The organism is Salinicola halimionae (assembly GCF_003206065.1).
GTDB lineage: Bacteria > Pseudomonadota > Gammaproteobacteria > Pseudomonadales > Halomonadaceae > Salinicola > Salinicola halimionae.
Window position 1 is genome coordinate 756,321 of the sequence record NZ_PZJQ01000004.1, and the last position, 20,255, is coordinate 776,575.

Annotated in this window: 18 protein-coding genes; 6 read left to right on the plus strand and 12 right to left on the minus strand. The window is 61.0% G+C overall.

Going from position 1 to position 20,255, the window contains the following annotated elements; translation table 11 throughout:
- The first annotated feature begins 25 nt into the window (after window positions 1–25).
- The gene (locus DOM27_RS18285) at window positions 26–118 is read left to right on the plus strand and encodes a tautomerase family protein (protein ID WP_110655743.1); all 93 of its coding nucleotides are present in this window, start codon (window positions 26–28) and stop codon (window positions 116–118) included.
- Between the two features lie 186 nt (window positions 119–304).
- Here the strand turns inward: DOM27_RS18285 and DOM27_RS09350 are convergent, their stop codons facing one another.
- The 4 genes from DOM27_RS09350 to DOM27_RS09365 all read right to left on the minus strand — a co-directional run bounded on the left by DOM27_RS09350 (window position 305) and on the right by DOM27_RS09365 (window position 5,454).
- Entirely contained in the window at window positions 305–541 is a 237-nt protein-coding gene (locus tag DOM27_RS09350) for an ElaB/YgaM/YqjD family protein (protein ID WP_075561809.1), read from the minus strand.
- 70 nt (window positions 542–611) lie between these two features.
- A complete protein-coding gene (locus DOM27_RS09355; protein ID WP_110655744.1) occupies window positions 612–983 on the minus strand; it encodes a glycine zipper domain-containing protein in 372 nt (123 codons plus the stop codon).
- 110 nt (window positions 984–1,093) lie between these two features.
- Window positions 1,094–4,225: an efflux RND transporter permease subunit gene (locus tag DOM27_RS09360; protein WP_110655745.1), complete on the minus strand. Its 3,132-nt coding sequence runs from the start codon at window positions 4,223–4,225 to the stop codon at window positions 1,094–1,096.
- Window positions 4,225–5,454 carry an efflux RND transporter periplasmic adaptor subunit gene (locus DOM27_RS09365; protein ID WP_245392658.1) on the minus strand — a complete coding sequence of 410 codons (1,230 nt, stop codon included), beginning with the start codon at window positions 5,452–5,454 and terminating at the stop codon, window positions 4,225–4,227. The genes DOM27_RS09360 and DOM27_RS09365 overlap by 1 nt, the downstream gene beginning before the upstream one ends.
- Window positions 5,455–5,619: 165 nt before the next feature.
- Here DOM27_RS09365 and DOM27_RS09370 point away from each other — a divergent pair, with 165 nt between their 5' ends.
- A complete protein-coding gene (locus tag DOM27_RS09370; protein WP_110655746.1) occupies window positions 5,620–6,801 on the plus strand; it encodes a BaiN/RdsA family NAD(P)/FAD-dependent oxidoreductase in 1,182 nt (393 codons plus the stop codon).
- Between the two features lie 130 nt (window positions 6,802–6,931).
- On the opposite strand, the gene DOM27_RS09375 is transcribed toward DOM27_RS09370, so the two are convergent.
- From DOM27_RS09375 to DOM27_RS09390, 4 genes are read right to left on the minus strand one after another with little or no spacing between them, the layout of a single operon-like run.
- A complete protein-coding gene (locus DOM27_RS09375; RefSeq protein ID WP_110655747.1) occupies window positions 6,932–7,231 on the minus strand; it encodes a YqjK-like family protein in 300 nt (99 codons plus the stop codon).
- Window positions 7,224–7,604 carry a phage holin family protein gene (locus tag DOM27_RS09380; RefSeq protein WP_110655748.1) on the minus strand — a complete coding sequence of 127 codons (381 nt, stop codon included), beginning with the start codon at window positions 7,602–7,604 and terminating at the stop codon, window positions 7,224–7,226. The genes DOM27_RS09375 and DOM27_RS09380 overlap by 8 nt, the downstream gene beginning before the upstream one ends.
- A complete protein-coding gene (locus DOM27_RS09385) occupies window positions 7,604–7,945 on the minus strand; it encodes an ElaB/YgaM/YqjD family protein (RefSeq protein ID WP_110655749.1) in 342 nt (113 codons plus the stop codon). The genes DOM27_RS09380 and DOM27_RS09385 overlap by 1 nt, the downstream gene beginning before the upstream one ends.
- Before the next feature lie 60 nt (window positions 7,946–8,005).
- Window positions 8,006–8,929, minus strand: a complete 924-nt coding sequence (locus DOM27_RS09390) for a phospholipase A (RefSeq protein WP_110655750.1) — start codon at window positions 8,927–8,929, stop codon at window positions 8,006–8,008.
- A gap of 329 nt (window positions 8,930–9,258) precedes the next feature.
- Here DOM27_RS09390 and mscK point away from each other — a divergent pair, with 329 nt between their 5' ends.
- Window positions 9,259–12,813: a mechanosensitive channel MscK gene (mscK, locus tag DOM27_RS09395; protein WP_110655751.1), complete on the plus strand. Its 3,555-nt coding sequence runs from the start codon at window positions 9,259–9,261 to the stop codon at window positions 12,811–12,813.
- A 28-nt stretch (window positions 12,814–12,841) separates the two neighbouring features.
- On the opposite strand, the gene DOM27_RS09400 is transcribed toward mscK, so the two are convergent.
- From DOM27_RS09400 to DOM27_RS09415, 4 genes are read right to left on the minus strand one after another with little or no spacing between them, the layout of a single operon-like run.
- The gene (locus tag DOM27_RS09400) at window positions 12,842–13,591 is read right to left on the minus strand and encodes a TlyA family RNA methyltransferase (RefSeq protein WP_110655752.1); all 750 of its coding nucleotides are present in this window, start codon (window positions 13,589–13,591) and stop codon (window positions 12,842–12,844) included.
- 7 nt (window positions 13,592–13,598) lie between these two features.
- The gene (locus DOM27_RS09405) at window positions 13,599–14,738 is read right to left on the minus strand and encodes an ABC transporter substrate-binding protein (RefSeq protein WP_245392659.1); all 1,140 of its coding nucleotides are present in this window, start codon (window positions 14,736–14,738) and stop codon (window positions 13,599–13,601) included.
- Complete coding sequence (locus DOM27_RS09410; protein ID WP_245392660.1) at window positions 14,735–16,132, minus strand: sensor histidine kinase; 1,398 nt, start codon at window positions 16,130–16,132, stop codon at window positions 14,735–14,737. Before DOM27_RS09410 ends, DOM27_RS09405 begins: the two co-directional genes overlap by 4 nt.
- Entirely contained in the window at window positions 16,129–16,800 is a 672-nt protein-coding gene (locus DOM27_RS09415) for a response regulator (RefSeq protein WP_110655753.1), read from the minus strand. The genes DOM27_RS09410 and DOM27_RS09415 overlap by 4 nt, the downstream gene beginning before the upstream one ends.
- A 357-nt stretch (window positions 16,801–17,157) precedes the next feature.
- Between DOM27_RS09415 and DOM27_RS09420 the strand changes: the two genes are divergently transcribed.
- The 3 genes from DOM27_RS09420 to DOM27_RS09430 are packed head-to-tail and all read left to right on the plus strand — an operon-like array spanning window position 17,158 to window position 20,104.
- Window positions 17,158–18,144, plus strand: a complete 987-nt coding sequence (locus DOM27_RS09420; protein WP_110655754.1) for a Bug family tripartite tricarboxylate transporter substrate binding protein — start codon at window positions 17,158–17,160, stop codon at window positions 18,142–18,144.
- Window positions 18,141–18,587 carry a tripartite tricarboxylate transporter TctB family protein gene (locus DOM27_RS09425; RefSeq protein WP_110655755.1) on the plus strand — a complete coding sequence of 149 codons (447 nt, stop codon included), beginning with the start codon at window positions 18,141–18,143 and terminating at the stop codon, window positions 18,585–18,587. Before DOM27_RS09420 ends, DOM27_RS09425 begins: the two co-directional genes overlap by 4 nt.
- On the plus strand, window positions 18,587–20,104 hold the full coding sequence (locus DOM27_RS09430; protein ID WP_110655756.1) for a tripartite tricarboxylate transporter permease: 1,518 nt from the start codon (window positions 18,587–18,589) through the stop codon (window positions 20,102–20,104). Before DOM27_RS09425 ends, DOM27_RS09430 begins: the two co-directional genes overlap by 1 nt.
- Window positions 20,105–20,255 lie beyond the last annotated feature (151 nt).

Below are 20,255 nucleotides of genomic sequence, written 5' to 3' on the forward strand. Positions count from 1 at the left end.
GTTCAACCATGGAAAGAGCCCGACGATGCTTGTGGTGACGATTCGGCAGTTCCCACGCAGCGTCGAACAGAAGCGCGAAATCGCGGAAGGTGTGACCCGAGCTCTCGTTGAAGCGTAAGGCCTCGGAGTCCTTGCAGATATTATTCCAGAGACTGACGAGAAGAACCGAGCGGCAGGGGGTAGGCGAGGGAACGCCTAGGCATCGCTCATAACCCCCGACGGCTCCATGGTCGCCACGAAGGGGTGCCACGGAGCCGTCAGAGGTCATGCTGTCTTGCCGTTCGGCCGTTGAACGGCCGGAAACTCAGCGTCGGCCGGCGAGAAAACCGATGGCAAATCCTGCCAGTGCGGCAACGCCCATGCTGCTCCAGGCATTACGATGCACGTAGTCATCGGTATCGCGCCACGCTTCTTCGGCATGTTCAGCCAGTTCGTGGCTGACGTCGTCGGCACGATGGCGAGCCCGGTCGAGACTCTGGCGCCCGCGGCGCTTGGCATCTTGATAATGACGGCGGGTATCTTCCCGGTAATTGCGGCTCATGGGATCATCCTTAATCGTTGGTCAGTGGTGAATGGCCGGTAACGACCGGCCAGTAGTTAAAGAAGTGGCATCAGCGCCGAGTGAGTAACAGCGTCAGAAGAGCGCCGCCCAGTGCGGCGATGCCCACGCTCTGCCAAGGTTTGCGTTTTACGAACTCATCACAACTTTCGCAAGTGTCATTGATCTGATCATCCAGTCGTCGGCGGGAACGTTCACTCCAACCGTCATGCGCAAGATAGACCGCTGCATGGGACGGCGGCTCGTCGATGCTCTCTTCCAGAGGATCTAACCTCGATTCCCGGGGATCCGGCCCCGAAGTCAGATCGGGTTCCTCACGAATGGGATCGTCTCCCAGATGGGGGGCGCGCTCGGCGGCCACCGCCATATCTTCATCGATACGGCTTTCTCCGGCTGTCTTGTCGTCACGATGGAATAGACTCATGTTCACTCCTCCGGCTCGATGAAACGATCTCTCCGCGGTTTTTGCAACAGCATTCATCGCACTCACGTGCCTTGCAACAGCGCCGTCGAATTAGTGTAGTCGCAATTCCATCAGTCGCTAGGGCGGCTTCTCACCACGTCGTCGCGCTGCATTTCGCTTTCCAACCGCCGGCCTACGTCACCGGGAGATCCGGTACGTCGTGCCAGCAGGTCGTAGGCCACCGGCACGATGAATAGCGTGAGTAGGGTGGCCGCGGCAACGCCGCAAAAAATGACGGTGCCAATCACGATGCGCGATTCAGCGCCGGGTCCGAATGCCAGGATCAAGGGAACGGCGCCGGCCATGGTCGTGACGGTCGTCATCAGAATCGGTCTGAGTCGAGTTACCGCGGCCTCGACCAGGGCGTCGGCAAAGGCTAGACCCTCATCTCGCAATTGATTGGCGAATTCGACGATCAGAATGCCATTCTTGGCTGCCAGTCCAACCAGCATGACCAGTCCGACCTGACTGTAAATGTTGAGCGATTGTCCACTGGCCCAGAGCCCCAGAAGCGCGCCACTGATCGCCAACGGCACGGTGAACATGATCACCAGGGGGTGGACGAAACTCTCGAACTGGGCGGCGAGAACCAGGAACACCACAACGACACCCAGGATTAGCAGAAACGTGGTTGCGCCGCTGGCTTCCCGGTAATCGCGTGAAGGCCCCTTGTAGTCGACGACCGCTTCACTGGGGAGCTCCTCGCTGGCGATCTGCCGGAGATAGTCGAGTGCGTCACCGATCGCGACGCCATCCCCTAGATTGGCCTCGATCGTGATGGCGCGCATGCGATTGAAACGATTGAGCTCGCTGGCACCGGCGAACTCCGATACCGACACCAGGCTCGCCAGCGGAATCAATTCACCGCTGACGGCCGAGCGTACCTGTACGTTATCCAGCGTGTTGGGTGCACGCTGGCGGTCATGCTCGCCTTCGACAATGACATCGTACTCTTCGCCGTTATCGACGTAGGTGGTGACGTTGCGCCCTCCGAACAGGGTCTCAAGCGTATTGCCAATGGTGCTGACGGTCACGCCGAGAGCGGCGGCACGGTTGTAGTCGATCTGGATACGCAGCTGAGGCTGGGTTTCCTTGTAGTCGCTGTCTACCGCCTCGAGGCCGATGCTTCCGTCATCGCGAATACGTGTCAGTAGACGGTCACGCCAGTCGACCAGCTGTTCATAGGTGCTGCCGCCAATGACGAACTGGATCGGCTTCTCGACCCGGCCACCAAAGCCCTGACGCATGACCGGGGTGGCGGTGACCCCGGGCAGGTCGGAAAGCTTGTGTCTGACATCGGTCATGATGTCCCAGGCGGAACGCCGCGCGCCCCAGTCATTGAGAGTTACGATCGCCATGCCGTCGTTGAAATTCTCGACATTGCCGAATCCGCGCGGCCCGCGAACCGAGACCTGCTTGATATCACCGGCATCGACCAGCGTCATCAAGCGGGCTTCGATCTCATCGTAGTAATCCTGCATGTAACGGAAGGTGGCACCTGGCGGCCCCTCGATCAGCACGAAGAAGTTGCCACGGTCTTCCCTGGGCGTGTATTCGTTGGGCAGCTGCTGGAACAGCCAGGCCGTCAGTAACAGCACCAGCGCAAACAGTCCGATCACGATCCAGCGGCAGCGTAGCGCCCAGCGTAAGCAGTGCCGATAAATGGATTGCGAGCGATCCAGCAGCCAGTGCACGCCGCGACTGATACGACTCTCGTGCATTCTCGGGCTGAGCAGCTTCGAACACAGCATCGGCGCCAGCGACAGCGCGACCAGACACGAAAGACCAACGGCGGCGGCGAGCGTCAGCGCGAACTCCGAGAACAGGCGGCCGATGTCGCCCGGGAGCAGGCTCAGCGGAATGAAGACGGTGATCAACACCAGCGTGGTGGCGATGACGGCAAAACCGATCTGGCGCGTGCCTCGGTAGGCAGCAACCAGCGGTGTCTCGCCGTGGGTCATCATGCGTCTATGGACGTTCTCGATGACGACGATGGCATCGTCGACTACTAGTCCGATCGACAGCACCAGTGCCAGCAGCGTTAGCAGATTGAGAGTGAATCCGAACAGCGCCAGAAAGATGAAGGTGCCGATCAGGGAAATGGGCACCGTCACCGCGGGCACCAGGGTGGTGCGCACATTGCCTAGAAACAGAAAGATTACGATGACGACGAGCGCCATGGCGATGAACAGTGTCGACACGACTTCGTGCAGCGCGCCAGAGACGAACACCGAAGAATCGAAATTGAGCGACAGCTGCATGCCGTCGGGCAGCGTCGACTGCAGTCTGGCCATTTCCGACTTGGTCCCGTTGGCGACCTCCAGCACGCTGGCGGTGGACTGCTTGATCATGCCGAGGCCGACCATCGGAACTTCATTGCCGCGGTATAACGAGCGCTCCTCGACCGAGCCGACTTCGACGCGGGCGACATCCGACAGCCGGACCAGATAACCGTCTGTGCCTCGGGCAACCACCAGATTCCGGAAATCGGCAGCGGTGGTAAAGCTGCGCGGAATGCGCAACGTGAATTGGCGGTCACGGGATTCGAGGAAACCGGCCGGCAGTTCGACGTTCTCATTCTCCAGCGCGTCGGCAACATCGTCGACGGTCAACTGACGAGCGGCGAGGGCGTTGCGGTCGAGCCACACGCGCATCGCGTACTCCTTGCCGCCGCTCAAGCGTACCCGCGCCACGCCGTTCTGGGTCGAAAATCGATCGACGAGATAACGGTTGGCGTAATCGGTGAGCTCCGGAATGGTGTAGCCCTCGCCGGAGAGCGATAGCCAGATGATGACGTCGTCGCTACTGTCGCTTTTCTCGATCTCGGGCGGCTCGGCCTGATCAGGCAAGTTGTCGGCCACCGATGAGATGCGATCGCGGATATCGTTGGCCGCACCGTCGATGTCGCGATTCAGCGAGAACTCGACGTCGATTTCCGATTCGCCGTCAGCGCTGCTGGATTCGATCGAGACGATGCCTTCGATACCGGCGATGCGGTCCTCGAGCAACTGGGTGATGCGAGTCTCCACGACGCTGGCGGAGGCACCCGGATAGTTCGTTTCAATACTGACGATCGGCGGGTCGATCGCCGGATATTCCTGTAGCGGCAGTCGCTCCATGGCCAGCAGACCAAACGCGATCAGCAGCAGCGAGACGACCGTTGCGAAGACCGGACGGCGAATCGAAAGATCCGAAATTCGCATCAGTCGTTGGCCTGCGATTCGAGGGACTCTGATTCAAGGGACTCTGATTCGGAGGTCTGGGATTCGGAGATCAGTGATTCGGAGGTCTGAGATCGAGAGGCGCGGTGCTGGCGTTCCAGCACGTCTTCGATGTCGCCTGCCCCGACATCGGTGGCGATCAGTTCGATGGGGTCATCCTCGCGGACCTTGAGGGTGCCGTGGGTAACGATGCGTTGGCCGCTCTCCAGACCGTCGATGATCTCGACTTCGCCTTCTCGGCGCTCACCGGTAACGACCTCGCGGCGAGTGACGTGAGCCGGCTGGCCCGCCTCGATCAGCCACACGGTCTGGCGCTCGCCATCCGGAACCAGCGCGCTCTCGGGTATCGTCAAGGCTTGCCGCGCGGGCTGATGGAGCTTGACCTCCATCAGCATGCCCGGCAACAGCCGTCCATCCGGATTGGGCAGGTCGGCGCGAACCACCAGGCTACGAGAGACGGGATCGATCCGCGTGCCGAGCGTAGTGACCTTGGCGCGAAAGATCGCCTTGGGGTAACTGGGGGTCGTGGCGCTGAGCGTGAGTCCTCGGTGCAATACCGATAGCAGCGTTGCCGGTACGGTGAAGTCGAGCTTCATGGTATCGAGCTTGTCGAGCGTAACCAGATCCGTCCCGGGAGTGACCAACGCGCCGACGCTGATGTTGCGCAGGCCAACCGTGCCAGCGAACGGCGCCTGCAGACGATGGTCCGCCAACTGGGCTCGAATGGCATCGATTTCGGCCTCGCTCTGACGAACCTGCGCGGCATTGTCCTCGAGCGTGGCGCGAATCCCCAGGTTGCGGTCCTGCAGTTGCTGGGCGCGGCGGAGGGCGCTCTGACGCTGTCCGAGAAGTGCCTGGGCGGCTCGCAATTCGGCCTGCACTTGGTCGTCATCGAGCTGAACCAGCCATTGGCCAGCTTCGACGCGATCACCATCCTCGAAGTTGAACGCGCTGACGGTGGCGGTTAGCGTCGAGGAGAGGGTGACGCTCTCATCCGCCCTCAATGTGCCCAATGCCTCGACCGGGTCCTGCCAGGTCGAAGCGCTGACCGTTGCGCCGATCACGGCAATCGGGGATTCGGTCTGGGCTTCTGCGTACACTGGACTGAACAGCAGCACGGCAGCGGTTGTCAGGCCCAGGAGTGTGGTTGGCGAGAAAGCGCTCAGGCGAGAACGGAAGGCCGTCGAGAGAGCCGCGGGTATCATTGTCATATAGGGCCGATGTCTAGGCTGTATTGCAACTCGAAGAGACGCGACCGAGCGCTGTGAAGTTTCGCTCCTCGTTAGTACCCTAACGCCCGTCAAATGAAAAGGCAGTGTCGAAAAACGGCTCTGTTAGAATGCTCGCCCACTCAGCAAGCCAAGGTCGGTGTGGAGATGAAAACCTACGACGTCGTGATCGTCGGGGCTGGCGCTGCCGGCTTGATGTGTGCGCTGACCGCGGGCTATCGCGGCCTGCGGGTAAGGGTCGTCGATCATGCCAGCAAGGCTGGCAAGAAAATCCTGATGTCCGGCGGCGGACGCTGTAATTTCACCAATCTTGCGACCACCTCGGCACACTTTTTTTCGCGCAATCCGCACTTTTCCATCTCGGCGCTGAAACGTTATACACCGCAGCATTTCGTCGAGTTGATCGAACGTCACGGGATCGAGTACGTCGAAAAGGCGCCCGGGCAGCTGTTTTGCGCGCATTCGGCCAAGGATATCGTCGCTGTCCTGATGACGGAGTGCGAGTGGGCCGGTGTGGAAGTGTCTCTCTCCACATCGGTTGGCAGGGTCGAGCGTTGCGGCGACGGCATGCGCCTTGAGATCGATGGCCGCATGGTGGACGCTGGCGCAGTCGTCGTCGCATCCGGCGGTCTATCGATCCCGACGTTGGGGGCCAGTGGTTTCGGTTACGACGTGGCTCGTCAATTCGGTCTGGCAGTGACCGAGACGCGCGCGGCCCTGGTGCCGTTCACGGTGACATCGCAGTGGAAGACATCGCTCGCCACCCTTGCTGGGCTTTCATGTCCGGTAGAGGCCCGCTGCGGCGAGGGTCTCTACCGAGAGCCGCTACTGTTTACCCATCGCGGGGTATCAGGGCCGGCAATGCTGCAGGCATCGAGCCACTGGCAGCCGGGGATGACGGTAGCGATCGATTGGCTGCCGGCGACCCCGGTGGCCGAAACCTTGAGCGCACTGCGTCAAGGTTCGCCTCGCCGGCGTCTTGGCACCTGGCTGGGCGAGGTGTTGCCCAAGCGGCTCGCTCAGGCGCTGATCGAATGGCAGGGATGGAAGGACAAACCGCTGGCAGAACTCTCCAATGCCGATATCGAGGCGCTGGCACAAGGGCTGGAAGCGTGGCAATTCAAGCCAGCAGGCACGGAAGGGTGGCGAACGGCGGAAGTCACCATGGGTGGCGTAGACACCGATGCGGTGTCGTCGAAGACGTTCGCCGTCAACGCCATTCCGCAGCTCTTTTTCATTGGAGAAGTCCTGGATGTCACCGGTCAGTTGGGAGGCTTCAACTTCCAGTGGGCCTGGGCATCCGGCGTGGCCTGTGGTCAGGCCGTCTAACCGCAAGGACGATTCTTCCAAATCGATAACGGAAGGTTCTCTCGGGCGGTGGTGTCTGGAACCCCGACGAAAAAACGGCCACTGAAGACAGCGGCCGTCGGAGGCGAAATGATGCTAGGCCGCAACCCTACTAGCGGTTGCGTCCCCGCGTCGCCCGATAGAGCGCCTTGCCACGGTTGTACATCATCAAACCGGTCAGGCAGCGTTTGAACAGACGTCCGGTTGCACGCGGCTTGCGCACACCGCGCATTGCCAGCAAACCGCCCGCGGCCATCAACGGGACCCGCCAGCTCATCAGCTTCTCCCAGGCGTGATCAATAGGGGCCGTCGCATCACGCCATTCCCGCATCGCCGACGTCATGTCGAGCCGATCCTGAAGAATTTGATTCTCGAGATCGTGTATCTGCTGCTGCCGAGCGCGTTCAGTCATGGGATGGCCCCAGCGACCGGCGATCCTGGTCCAGGTGATGCAGGGTTGCAGCCATCAGCTTGCGCTGTTTGGCAACCCGCTTGGCGGCAAGAATCAATGCGCCCGAGATTACGAAAAGCACTGCCGAGCAGATCGCGATCGCCTGCAGTCGGTTGTCTTCCCAGTACATCACCACGACCAGCAGAAGCAGCATCCCGATAGCGAAGGAGAGCATGATGAGCCCTGCGCCAGCGAGCAGCAGCAACTTCAGCAGCCGTTCGCGCTCGGCTTCCCATTCGACGACGGCGAGACGCAACCGCGTCTCGCCACTCGCGATGAGATTGCCGATCAACCGCCGTGCGGCGGAGATGACATTTTCAGCCGGCCCTGCCATTAACGACGCCCCAGCAGCAGCCCCAGCACCACACCGGAGGCGGCGCCGATCCCGATGCTGGTCCACGGATTGTCGTGAACATAGCGGTCGGTGGCGTCCATCTGCTCCCGGGCATTGGCGTAGAGCTTCTCGCCGCGGGCTTCCAGGCGCTCGCGAGTGTCCTGCAGGCGTTGCTGAGCACGTTCGCGGAGCTCCGCGATATTGCCGCGAGAGTCGTCCGCGGTTGCGTGGATCAGCTCTTCGACCGTGTGCGACAGGTTGCGCAGATCTTCCTTGAGTTGCTCGGTGGAGGCTTCGCTCTCACGTTCGGGGCCGTTGCCGCCGATGGATTGCATGGTCATGGTTGTCTTCCTCTGACAGTCGATTGGCGTGTATCAGCATAGACATGCTGACTGCTGTCATCAACGCATGCCGGGGATCCCGGCTAAAAAGGTGTTGATGCTGAAGCCCAGTCCGAAACGTTGCACGTCATGGTTATAGTCGATCAAGCTCTCGCCGTAGCCCTTGTAGTACTGCAGATAGCCGCGAACCTTGCCGAATAGCGGGAACGAGTAGTCTAGCTGCCCCCCATAATGTGCCTTGCCGGGATTGCCGCGAACCATCAGCGAGACTTCCTGATCGCCGAACGCGCGCACCACCGTCAGGTCGCCGTAGCCGATGTAGTTTTCGAGATCGGGGTTGTCGTCCTCTTTCTCGTTTTCAGGAATGCGCCAGTGCGGGGCGATACTGAAGGCCCAGTCGCCACGCTGGAATATCGTCTCGGCATAGATTCGGTTCCAGCTACGCGAGAGCGGATCCGAACGGCCATTGGATTGATGCGCAAAGCCGACCCGGTTGATGGTGTTGGTCCAGCCCAGCACCGTCCATCGGTTGTCGAAGCTCACGAAGCCCTCGGGCTCGTAGTTGGTCTCGCGGAAAGGCGCGGACGCTTCGGAATTGTAGGCTTGCCACCAACTGCGCTGGGTATAGGCGAAATACAGATCGCCATTCTTGCCGAAAATGTCATCGAGCAGCTTGATCTTGAAGCTCAGCTGAAACTTGATCTCGGAGTTGTCGACATCACCCTCGGAGGTGATTTCGCGGAAATCGGACTTGTCCGGGTTGGTGTTGTATGTCCATGGCAAGATGTAGTTGCGGCGATAGGTCGTGATCGCCAGCGGATTCTCGGCGGTTTCCGCTTCGAGATCGCGACGCACATCTGCCTGCTCGTTCGCTCGTTGAACCGGGTCGACGTCGGTGACCGGCGCCTGTGCAGCCGCCCATGGCGTGGTCAGCATCCCCAGTAGTAGAAGACTGGTATGGCGCAGCGAGCGAATAGGCGTCATAAGACTGTCCTGTCAAGATGATCCAATGAGTAGAAGCGCGATCATGGCGAGTAAAAATCAGGCTTCCTGTCGGGTAGTGTCGATTTCTAGCATGTCGCCGGCTTAAGTCAAACTCGGGCAATGAGGTTAAGGAACGCCTCGGAATCCGCTCGAGCTGGCGGTAAACTCCGGGTTCGACAGCAAAGCCCACCGCGCGAGCGCAATGGTGGTCGCATGAACGGAGTCGACGAGGAGAGGGCATGTCGGATTACCCGGCCAGGGATGAGACTGTCAGGCGATCAGGATCTATTGTTCAGAAACCGTTCCAACTTACGAAGGCGTTCGTCCTGATGGTATCTACCCCGGCCTCTGCCATCTTCGATGTCCCGGCATCTGCCGTCCTCGAAAAAGCGGCCCAGCGTATCACGTTCTTTGCGCTGGTAATGTGCATACTGATGACAAGCGTTGTCGCCTCGGCACAACAATCGGGAAGCCTGCCGACCCGGCCCAAGCTCGAGGCCGAACAACAGAAACTCGAAAAGATCGAGTCGCCCGGTGAACAGCAGCGCACGGATCTGGAAGATTTGCGTGTCGCCCTGGAGTCGCTGGATTCACTGGATTCTCTGCGCAAGGAGCTGAAGACTCTCGAGAGCTCGGCGCAGAAGGCCCCACAGCGCATTCGCGAACTCGAACGTCAGCTCTCTGGCCTGAGTGACAGCCAGCCGCCCGAGGCCGATGCTCTCGACCGGCTCTCGGTGGAGGCATTGGGGCAGAAGACCTCCAACTCCCTGGACCAGCTCGAGACGCTGCAGAACCAGTTGGCATCGGTGAACGCACGCTTGATCAGCGCCGAGACGCTACCGGAGCGGGCACAGTCGGCCATTGCCCAGGCGATGGCCGATGCGGAACAGGCGCGAACCCGTCTCCAGACGCCCAATGACGACGAGAGCCAAGGTCCGACCTTCGACCCGGCCCAGGCGCGATATCAGCTGGCACTCGCGCTGGCGGAGTTGCGAGCCGATTATCATCGTCGGGAACTGGCCAACAATACGCAGCTGCGCGAGCTCGACGCGCAGCGACGCGACCTGCTCCAACGCCAGGTCTCTATCGAAGAAGCTCGCCTGAATGCGCTGCAGGAGGCTCTCGATCGCCAGCGCCGGGCCGAGTCCGAAAAGGCCGTCGCCGATATCGGCGAAGAGGGTAGCGCTGCGATCAAAGCGCATCCGGTGTTGCGTGACATCCAGAACACCAACCGCGATCTCAGCAATCGCCTGCTCGAGGTCACGGATCGCACCAATGACCTGATCCGCCAGGCCATCGACACCCGTTCGCAGCTCGATCGGGTACGCCAAGTCAAGCGTACGCTCAACGAGCAGATCGATGCGATCCGCGGTAGCCCGCTGCTGTCGCGACTTCTCAACGAACAGCGCCGTGCACTTCCGGATGTCGACCAACTCGGGGGGCTGCAGGAGGAAATCGCCGAGACGCGGTTGAGCCAGTTCGATCTGGTCGATCAGCGAGACGCGCTTCGTCACCCGCGGGCGCAGGCGGAAAAGAGCCTCGCCGATACCGATATCGAGGTGACTCCCTCGTTGATCGATGCCCTGACCCGATTGTTCCAGTCGCGTAGTGAGGTGCTGGAGCAGCTCGATCGAGAGTACGGCAGTCTGCTGACGGTTGCGATCGATCTGCAGCTCAATCAGGAACAGTTGGCGGCACTCACCACGTCGCTTCGCGGTGCGATCGAGGAGCAACTGTTCTGGGTCGCCAGCGCACGACCTTTGACCTTTGGCTGGTGGCAAGATGCGCCTGCCATTGTGGCCAATCAGGTCAAGAAAGGGGTCTGGAAAGAAGCATTGGCGAGCTTCTGGCAGGTGCCGGACATGCGTGCGTTGGCGGTCATCCCGGTGTTGTTGCTGACGGCCACGCTGCTGCTGGTGAGGCGTCGAATCAAGGTGCGTCTGCTCAACCTGCACGAGCAGATTGGCCGGCTCAAGCGCGATACGCAGATGCATACGCCGCGTGCGATTCTTTACAACGCCATGCTGGCGGCGCATGGGCCTCTGATGCTGGCCGTCGCGGGTGGCTTGCTTCGCCTCGGCAGCGATGATTTTGCCGAGCGCGTGGGGGAGTCGCTGTTGCAGCTCGCGCTGGCCTGGGGCGTGCTCGGTTGGGCGCGGCGGTTGCTGGTGCCGGACGGTGTCGCGACGCGTCATTTTCACTGGTCGACCGGCTATGTCGCACAGCTGCGCCGACTGTTGTTTTGGCTCGGCATCTCGCTGATTCCAACCATCCTCATCAGTGGCACCTCGCCCGGCAGTCAGGCCGAGCTATCCAGTCGTCCGTTGTTTCTGCTGTTGCTGTTGGTTGGCTTGCTGGCGATGAGCGGAATCCTGGTGCGCCTGATTCTGGCGCATGTGCCCTATTTCGGTCTCAAGCTCTTCCGGCTGCTGCTGGGTCTTGCGCTGGCACTGGTGCCGTTGGTACTCGCCGGGTTGATCGCATTGGGCTATGAGTACGCTGCGCTGCGTCTGATTGGCCGGTTCATCAATTCGCTGTATATCTTCGGGCTGTGGATACTGGTCGAGGCCACGGTAGTTCGCGGGCTTGCCGTGGCCCAGCGGCGCCTGGCCTATCGCCGTGCGGTGGCGCGACGACGCGCGCAGATTCAGGAAGGCGCCGAAGGCGGGCTCGAAGTGGTCGAAGAGCCGCCGCTGGATATGGAGCAGGTCAACCAGCAGTCGCTGAGACTCTCGAAGCTGATTCTGTTCATCGGCTTTACCTGCGCCTTTTACCTGATCTGGTCGGATCTGCTGGAAGTGTTCTCCTATCTCGATCACGTTAGCGTGTGGGAGATCGAACGTGGCCAGGGCGAATCGATGACCCTGGATCCGATCACCGTGGCGGATGTCTTCATTGCGATGATCACGGTGGCGTTGACCATGATGCTGGCGCGCAATCTGCCGGGGTTGCTGGAGGTCATGGTGCTGTCTCGGCTGACCCTCAAGCAGGGCAGCGCCTACGCGATCTCGTCCCTGCTCTCCTACGTCATCGTCGGCACGGGCGTCGTAATTTCGCTGGGGACGCTCGGGGTATCCTGGGACAAACTGCAGTGGCTGGTGGCAGCCTTGGGCGTAGGGCTCGGGTTCGGTCTGCAGGAGATTTTCGCCAATTTCATCTCGGGCTTGATCATTCTGTTCGAACGCCCGATGCGGATCGGAGACACCATCACTCTCGGCCAGCTCCATGGCTCCGTCAGCCGAATTCGGATTCGCGCCACTACGGTGATCGACTTCGACCGCAAGGAGATCATCATTCCCAACAAGACCTTCGTCACCGACCAACTGATCAACTGGTCGTTGTCGGATAACGTCACCCGGGTGGTACTGACTTACGGGGTCTCTCACGGCTCTGATCTCGACGAGGTACATCGGTTGATGCGTCTGGCCGCGGACGAGAACCGTCGGGTACTGCGCGATCCCGAGCCGCAGGTGTTTTGTATCAGCTATGGGCCAACGGCGTTCAATTTCGAACTGCGCATCTTCGTCAACGACCTGCTGGATCGGCTCTATGCCAGTGACGAGATCAATCGACGGCTGGATCGGTTGTTCAAGGAGCACGGAATTCGCGTGGCGTTCAACCAGATGGACGTTTGGCTGCATGGTGACAATGGCCAGGTGGCGAAGGTGCAGAGTGCCAGCGGAGGCGACGCGACGCTGGGCTCCGACACTGATTCGACATCACGGGCTGCCGGCTCACATCAGGATTCGCGCCGGGTGTCCCATCAGGCGTCCGATTCGCGTCAGAAACCCAGCGGCGACGATGGTCACTTGGGTGACAGCGATGTCGGCGGCGCTGGTCACGATGGCGGTAGCGACGGGGGTGGGGGTGATGGCGGGCGATGATGGCAACGGAAGCCGTGAATGGCGCGGCTCAGCGGCGCCGGGCGTGCAGCAGAAACTCATGATTGCCGTCGCCGCCCAGGATCGGGCTCTCCTGCCAATGATCGATGTCGAGGCCATGAACACGATATGCCTGGTGCAAGGTATTGGCGACCACCGTATAGAGGCCTTTATCCCGCACGATGCCACGCGGGTCGACCTTGCCGGGTCCGACCTCGAACTGAGGCTTGACCAGGGAGTAGAGCTCGCCACCCTCGCGTAGCACACGAGCGATCTCCGGCAGAATCAGCGTCTGCGAGATGAACGATACGTCCATTACCACGACGTCGATGCCCGCAGGGGCAAGTCTCCCCAGATCGACGACGGGGAGACGGCGCGCATTGACTCCCTCCAGGCAGGTGACTCTCTCGTCGTTGCGTAGCGAGGCATCCAACTGATCGTGCCCGACTTCGATACCGATGATCTGCCTGGCCCCGTGGCGCAGTGCGCAGTCGCTGAATCCGCCGGTGGACTGACCGATGTCGAGTACGGTCAGGCCATCGAGACGACGATCCAGCGTCTCCAGCAGCGCTTCCAGTTTCAGGCCTGCTCTCGATACATAGCGCTCCTCCGGCGCCTCGGCGATACGCAGGTCGATGGTATCCGGCAGCTTCTCTCCAGGTTTTGTCGCCACTCGCCAAGCGACGCCTTCGTTGACACTGACGTAGCCCTGACGAATCAGTCGTTGAGCCCGTGTCCGTGAACGGACGTGAGCGGTAACCAGTTGATCGAGTCGTTTCATGGACTGCTCACTCCGTTGAAGCGTCGGGCAAGGGGGAAGGATCGGCAAGGGGGCCGTCGGCATGGGTCGGCCGGTTGTCGAACGCTTGCTGCCACTGCTCCAGCAGCGTCTGGCGCTTGAGCGTATCCATCGTCGCCAGCAGGCCGGGACCAATCTGGACGGGGCGGATCGCGTCCCCCAATCGATTGCGCAGATCTGCTGCGGTGCCATCACCCTCGATGTCTGGATGCACGGCGCCAAGGGTCGTGCGGGAGGCGAGCAGACGTTGGGCCGGCGCGCTCAGCAGGTAGTCGACGAAGCGCTGCGCCGTGGCGGGATGGGGTGCGTTTCGAGATACCATCACCAGGCGCTGCAGGACCAGCGCATAGTCCTGAGGCACGACCATGACCAGTTCGGGATGTGCGGCGACATAATCCTGCACGTAGGAGCCGATCAGGTTGTAGCCGATCCAGTAGCGTCCCTCGCTGAGTCCCTCGAGCATCGCGCCGGTGGTCGTCTCCAGCGCACTGTGGCTCTCTCCAAGGGCTTCGACCAGATCCCAGTAACGGGCGGAAATTCTGGCATCCTCGATAGCGTAGGTATAGCCCGCCCCGCTGCGACGTGGGTCATAGGTGACCACTCGGCGATCCAGGGTGTCGGCGTGTTGCTGTAGCAGGTTCAGTAGATCGGCGTGGCTCGCGGGTGGGGGCAGGCGTTGGGCCAGGTCGCGGCGATAGACCATGACGATGGGCTCGAACGTGAACCCGAAAAGCTCCTGGCGCCAGCGTGCCCAGCTTGGCCAGGCAGCGGCGGCGGATGACTCCAGTGGCGCCGAAAGACCCTCGTTGGCGAGCTCGTACTGCCACGGCATGGCTGGGGACATCAAAACGTCGGCGCGGGGGGCGTTGCGCTCCTGCAGCACTCGGGCGTGTAACGTCAACGTTTCCAGATTGTGATACTTGATATCGATATCCGGATGCCGGGAATGGAAGTCCGCTAACAGCGGGCGTACCTGAGGTGGATCGAGCACGCCGTAGATGGTCAGGGGCTGTGGCGACTCGCTATCTGCCGCGAAGTGCAGCGTTCGGGCGTGTGCCTGGGTTGTCGTCATCAACGAGAGTGCCAGCAGGATGCCGAGGACGCGTCTGATTCGCTGCAACGTCATCATCGGGCGTCGGCGGGGAAGGTCAGCGAGATACATAGGCCGGGGCGCTCGGAGTGATCAGGATTGGCTGGGTGCAGGTTCAGGCGGATGTCGTGGGCGCGGGCGATGCTATCGACGATGGCCAGGCCCAGCCCGCTGCCGTCACCGGCCTCCTGTCCGCGATGGAAGGGTCGGAGCACCAGCAGGCGCTGGGATTCGGGAATGCCGGGACCATTGTCCACCACCGTCAATCGTGCCGGGGCGTCGATGACCTGGACGGTGATCTGGTCGGCGCCATAGAGCGAAGCGTTTTCGATCAGGTTGTTCAGGGCCTCTTCCAGTTGCCATTCGGTGGCCGATACCATCACCGGGCGGTCGGGAATCTCGACGCCGAGATCGACGCCCCGACGGTGGTGCCGCGAAAATGATTCTCTCACGCAGCGCTGGGCCAGCGCGGCAAGATTGACGGGATGCTTGGCCGGAGTGGCTTCGGGGTTGTTGAGCCGCGTCAAAGACAGCAGTTGTCCGGCCAGTCGCGCGGTCTTGGTGGCGGTGCCATGCAGGGTTACGAGTCCCGCACGCCAGATTGCCGGGTCAGTCTGGCGCAGGGCGAGTTCTGCTCGAGCGGACAGCCCCGCAAGCGGTGTTCTCAGTTGATGGGAAGCGTCGCCGATGAAACGTTCCTGGTTGGCGCGGACACGCCGCATGCGCGCCAGCAGTTCGTTCAGGGCCTGGCGTAGTTCGGCCAGTTCGCGCGGCAGCGCCAGTTCGAGCGGCGCCAAGGTGCGAGGATTGCGCTGGCGAATCGCGCGGCGCAGGCGGGTCAGCGGCTCCAGTGCGAATCGCGCCGACAGCAGTACGACGACCATTGCCAATCCGGCGATAATGACGATATTGATGAAGCTCGCCAGAAACAGCTGGTTGGCCAGTGCCTGACGGCCTTCACGAGTCTGCGCGACCCTGACTTCGAAGCGGTCGCTGCGATCCCATCCTTCCAGACGAGAGCGCCGCACGCCGAGCCGCAACGACATGCCGTGAGACATGACGTCTCCGTAGCTCATCTGATCGTTAGCGACGGCGGGAAGCGAAGGTAGCGAGCGGTTGCCGGTAACGAAATGGCCCTGGGCGTCGTAGAGCGCGTAGAAAACGCGCTCCTCGGCATCGGTGGCGAGCATTTCCAGGGCCGAGGGCGGCAGGTCCATCCATAGCCGGCTCTGTTGCCAGCGAACCTGTTCAGCGATGGAGAGCGAGGCGGCATCGAGTAGCCGGTCGAAAGCGCGATCGGACGCTTCGCGCGAGGCAAGCCAGGCCTGCAACAACATGATCGCTACCAGTAGCGCGAGCGGGCAAAGCAGCCAGATCATCAATCGACGATAGAGGCTCAGGTGAGACAGGCGCCAGCGCCGTGACAGTATCACTGCGCCTCCAGGAGATAGCCGATGCCACGAACCGTGCGCAGACCGACATTGGCGCCGGCCAGTCGTCGACGCAGTCGGTGAACATAGACTTCGATGGCGTTGTCGCCGATGCTTTCGCCGGCAAAGGCTTCCTCCAGCAGACGTGCCTTGTCGACGGGCTCGCCGGCGAAGCGAATCAGGCACGCCAACAGGCGGTATTCACGCGGCGGTAGCGATAACGCAACGCCATCCACGGTGAAATGCTGACGTTGTCGATCGAAGCGCAGAGAACCCAGCACCAGCGGTTCATTCTGGCCGTTCTGGCGTCGACGCAGCAGTGCCCGAACGCGAGCTTCCAGTTCGTCGAGTGCGAACGGCTTGGCGAGATAGTCATCAGCGCCAAGATCCAGCCCCTTGACGCGATCTTCGATCGCCGCTCTGGCCGTCAGGATCAGCACCGGAGTCCGGCGATCGCGGGAACGCAGTGCGGCCAACACATCGAGACCGCTCTGGTTCGGAAGATTGAGATCGAGCAGAATCAAATCGTAGTCGTGATCGATTGATAGCCGAGTCAGCGCTGTGCCGCCGTCATCGATTCGGTCGACGCACTGGCCTTCGACCGTCAACGTTTCCATAAGAGTACTGGCGAGTAGAGAATCATCCTCTATCAACAGCAACTTAGAGGTCATGGCAACACTCCTGCCGGTGAGCGATAGCAGGTTTTGAAACGTTCATCTCAACGATCTCGCGTCTCGCCTGCCACTTTGTTCTCTTCGCCGTTCCATATCGACGTCGTTCCCTTCGGCGATGCGTCTTTCGTTGGGCGTTGCGTCAGCGGTAGTTTCGCGCATCGCATTGGGTGACGCGATTGTAAACGAATTGATAAATACGGCATTGAACTTTAGTCGGCTTTTGCACACGCGCCGTTGACCGTTACGTGGCTTCACCCTAATTTCCGTCCATGGGAACAAAGTTCTACCTTACGAAACTGTAAGGTTGGCGTCGGCGTTCTGAATAACTCCGCTCCATCAGCGAGGAAATCAACCATGTTTGCAGCCAGAACAATCAAGTGGGTGGCCGCTGCGGCGCTGGCCCTGACCGCCAGCAGCGCCATGGCATTCGAACCATCCGGCAAGGTCGAGTGTATTGCACCGTCGGACCCGGGCGGTGGCTGGGATTTCACCTGCCGTAGCGTGGGCAACGTGCTCGAGGAACTCGAGCTGGTGCCGGCCAGCGTGCAGACCATCAACATGGCAGGCGCCGGTGGCGGCGTTGCGTACGCGCACACCGTGAGCAAGCGCAAGGGTGATGATCAGTTGCTGGTGGCAGCATCGACGGCGACCACCACGCGGCTGGCACAGAATCAGTTTCCTGGCATGAATGCCGACATGGTCAACTGGATCGGCGCGGTGGGCGCGGACTACGGCGTGATCGCGGTCTCAAAGGATTCTCCTTATCACGATCTCAACGAACTGATGGACGCGATGAAGAAGGACCCGCGGGCGGTCAAATTCGCTGGCGGCAGTGCCAACGGCGGCTGGGACCATCTCAAGGTACTGATCGCGGCCAAGGCGGCTGGGGTCGAGAACCTGCCGCGGATTCCCTATCTCTCCTACAACAATGGCGGCGAAGCGATGACGCAGGTGATCGGCGGCCACGTCGATGCATTCACCGGCGATATCACCGAAACCCAGGGCTTCCTCAAGTCTGGCGATCTGCGCGTGCTGGCAGTGTTGTCCGATGAGCGTCTGCCCGGCGATCTCTCCAACATCCCCACCGCCAAAGAACAGGGAATCGACGCTGTCGGCCCCAACTGGCGCGGCTTCTACATGCCGGCCGATATCGACGACGATGCCAAGAAGTACTGGGTCGATGCCGTCGATAAGCTCTATGCCAGCGATCAGTGGAAGAAGGTCATGAAGAGTAACGGGTTGATGCCGTTCCATCCGGATTCCAGTGAATTCGAAGCCTTCGTCAAGCAGCAAATTCAGGACATTCAGGCGCTATCCAAGGAAATCGGGCTGATTCAATGAGCAAGTTCAATGACCGCGTCTTCGGGTTGGTCATGCTGGTCATCGCCGTGGCCTACTACTACGGCGCTACCCAGTTTCCGGTCCCCTTCGGGGGATCGGAAGCCGTTGGGCCGGAGACTTTTCCCAAGCTGCTGGCCGTCATTCTGGCTGTCTGCAGTCTCTACATGATCGTCAAGCCCGACGCGGACAATCCCTGGCCGGTCGCCCAGACATTCCTCGAGCTGGGCATCGCCGTCGTGGTGCTGGTCGCGTATGCGCTGCTGCTGGAGCCGCTGGGTTTCATCATTTCGACCATGCTGGCCGTCGGCACCCTTTGCTGGCGCATGGGGGCTCGCCCCGTCAAGGCGTATCTCACCGGCTTGATTAGCGGCGCGATAGTCTTCGTGCTGTTTACCTATGGGTTGGAACTGCCGTTGCCGCTCGGCCTGCTGGAGATCAACTGATGGAGACGTTGCATTATCTATCGCTCGGCTTCGGCGTGGCGCTGCAGCCCGAGAATCTGATGTTCGCCCTGATGGGCTGCTTTATCGGCACACTGATCGGCGCGCTGCCGGGTCTCGGCCCGGCCAACGGCGTGGCGATCCTGATTCCGCTCGCCTTCACGCTGGGCCTCAAGCCCGAAACCGCGCTGATCATGCTGACGGCGGTCTACGCCGGGGCGATGTATGGCGGACGAATCTCATCGATCCTGTTGAATATTCCCGGTGACGAGCCAGCGATGATGACCTGTCTCGACGGTTATCCGATGGCGCGTAAAGGCAAGGCCGCCGAAGCGCTGGCCATCTCGGCGATCGCCTCGTTCATGGGCAGCTTGATCGCTACCATCGGTCTGATTCTGCTGGCGCCGTTGCTGGCCCGATTCGCGCTGACGTTCGGCCCCGCCGAGTACTTTGCATTGTTCGTGCTCGCGTTCGCCACGCTGGGTGGCATCACCGGCAAGAATCCGATGAAGACCCTGATGGCCGCGGCGATCGGTCTGATCATCGCCACCGTGGGTATCGATCTCTCCACCGGCACCCAGCGCTACACCTTCAACGTGCTGGAGCTTTACGAGGGTGTCGATTTCATCATCGCCATCGTCGGTCTGTTTGCCGTATCTGAGCTCCTTTTCTTCATCGAAGAGAAGGCCGGTGCCGGACGTGAAATGATCAAGGTCAATCCGCTCAAGCTGAAATGGCGCGAGATTCTGTCGATCTTTCCCACCACGATACGCGGTGGCGTGATTGGCTTCATCGCGGGTGTATTACCGGGCGCGGGTGCTTCGCTGGGTAGCTTCATTACCTATACCCTGGAAAAGAAGATCGTCGGCAAGGACGGGTATTTCGGCGAAGGCGATCCGCGCGGCGTGGCAGCACCGGAAGCCGGCAACAACGGTGCCTCCAGCGGTGCACTGGTCCCCATGTTGACCCTCGGTGTCCCGGGCAGCGGTACCACGGCGGTTCTGCTGGCGATGCTGGTCTCGCTCAACATCACCCCCGGGCCGCTGATGTTTACCCAGAACGCCGAACTGGTGTGGGGCGTGATCGCGGCGCTGCTGGTGGGCAACTTCATGCTGCTGCTGCTCAACATTCCGTTGGTCGGCGTGTTCGTGAAGATTCTGTCGGTGCCGCCGATGTATCTGCTGCCGATCGTGACCATGGTCGCGTTCGTGGGCATCTACTCGATCAGTCACTCGACGTTCGATCTCTACTTCATGATTGCCTTCGGCGTCGGTGGGTACATTCTGCGCAAGCTCGAGATTCCGCTGGTGCCGGTCATTCTCGGTCTGCTGCTTGGGCCGGAGATGGAGAAGAACCTGCGTCACGCGATGCAGATCTCCGACGGCGACTGGTCGATCCTGTGGAGCAGCGGTCTGTCGATCGGGCTTTGGCTGGTGGCGATCATCGGTCTGCTGTTGCCGGTGATCGTGGGGCCGATCCTGCGTCGACGGATGCAGGCGGCCAAGTCCAAAGTTGGCTGACCCACGTCGCTAGCCGTGGCACGCAGTGTGCTGCACCACGATCCATGCCCCGTACGGTGAATCCGGCGGGGCATTTTTCGTTCTGCACTTCCGGCAAAATGATCGGCAGCCAAAATGACCCGAGCCAGTAACCTTGGCATAATGCGACGCT

Coding starts and splice junctions, on each gene's coding strand:
- DOM27_RS09360 (WP_110655745.1), bottom strand. CDS start 4,225: ATGCGAATTTCGGATCTTTCGATTCGCCGTCCGGTCTTCGCAACGGTC.
- DOM27_RS09405 (WP_245392659.1), bottom strand. CDS start 14,738: ATGATGACGTTGCAGCGAATCAGACGCGTCCTCGGCATCCTGCTGGCA.
- DOM27_RS09370 (WP_110655746.1), top strand. CDS start 5,620: ATGAAAACCTACGACGTCGTGATCGTCGGGGCTGGCGCTGCCGGCTTG.
- DOM27_RS09400 (WP_110655752.1), bottom strand. CDS start 13,591: ATGAAACGACTCGATCAACTGGTTACCGCTCACGTCCGTTCACGGACA.
- DOM27_RS09430 (WP_110655756.1), top strand. CDS start 18,587: ATGGAGACGTTGCATTATCTATCGCTCGGCTTCGGCGTGGCGCTGCAG.
- DOM27_RS09415 (WP_110655753.1), bottom strand. CDS start 16,800: ATGACCTCTAAGTTGCTGTTGATAGAGGATGATTCTCTACTCGCCAGT.
- DOM27_RS09380 (WP_110655748.1), bottom strand. CDS start 7,604: ATGGCAGGGCCGGCTGAAAATGTCATCTCCGCCGCACGGCGGTTGATC.
- DOM27_RS09375 (WP_110655747.1), bottom strand. CDS start 7,231: ATGACTGAACGCGCTCGGCAGCAGCAGATACACGATCTCGAGAATCAA.
- DOM27_RS09355 (WP_110655744.1), bottom strand. CDS start 983: ATGAGTCTATTCCATCGTGACGACAAGACAGCCGGAGAAAGCCGTATC.
- mscK (WP_110655751.1), top strand. CDS start 9,259: ATGGTATCTACCCCGGCCTCTGCCATCTTCGATGTCCCGGCATCTGCC.
- DOM27_RS09420 (WP_110655754.1), top strand. CDS start 17,158: ATGTTTGCAGCCAGAACAATCAAGTGGGTGGCCGCTGCGGCGCTGGCC.
- DOM27_RS09365 (WP_245392658.1), bottom strand. CDS start 5,454: ATGACAATGATACCCGCGGCTCTCTCGACGGCCTTCCGTTCTCGCCTG.
- DOM27_RS09385 (WP_110655749.1), bottom strand. CDS start 7,945: ATGACCATGCAATCCATCGGCGGCAACGGCCCCGAACGTGAGAGCGAA.
- DOM27_RS09425 (WP_110655755.1), top strand. CDS start 18,141: ATGAGCAAGTTCAATGACCGCGTCTTCGGGTTGGTCATGCTGGTCATC.
- DOM27_RS18285 (WP_110655743.1), top strand. CDS start 26: ATGCTTGTGGTGACGATTCGGCAGTTCCCACGCAGCGTCGAACAGAAG.
- DOM27_RS09350 (WP_075561809.1), bottom strand. CDS start 541: ATGAGCCGCAATTACCGGGAAGATACCCGCCGTCATTATCAAGATGCC.
- DOM27_RS09390 (WP_110655750.1), bottom strand. CDS start 8,929: ATGACGCCTATTCGCTCGCTGCGCCATACCAGTCTTCTACTACTGGGG.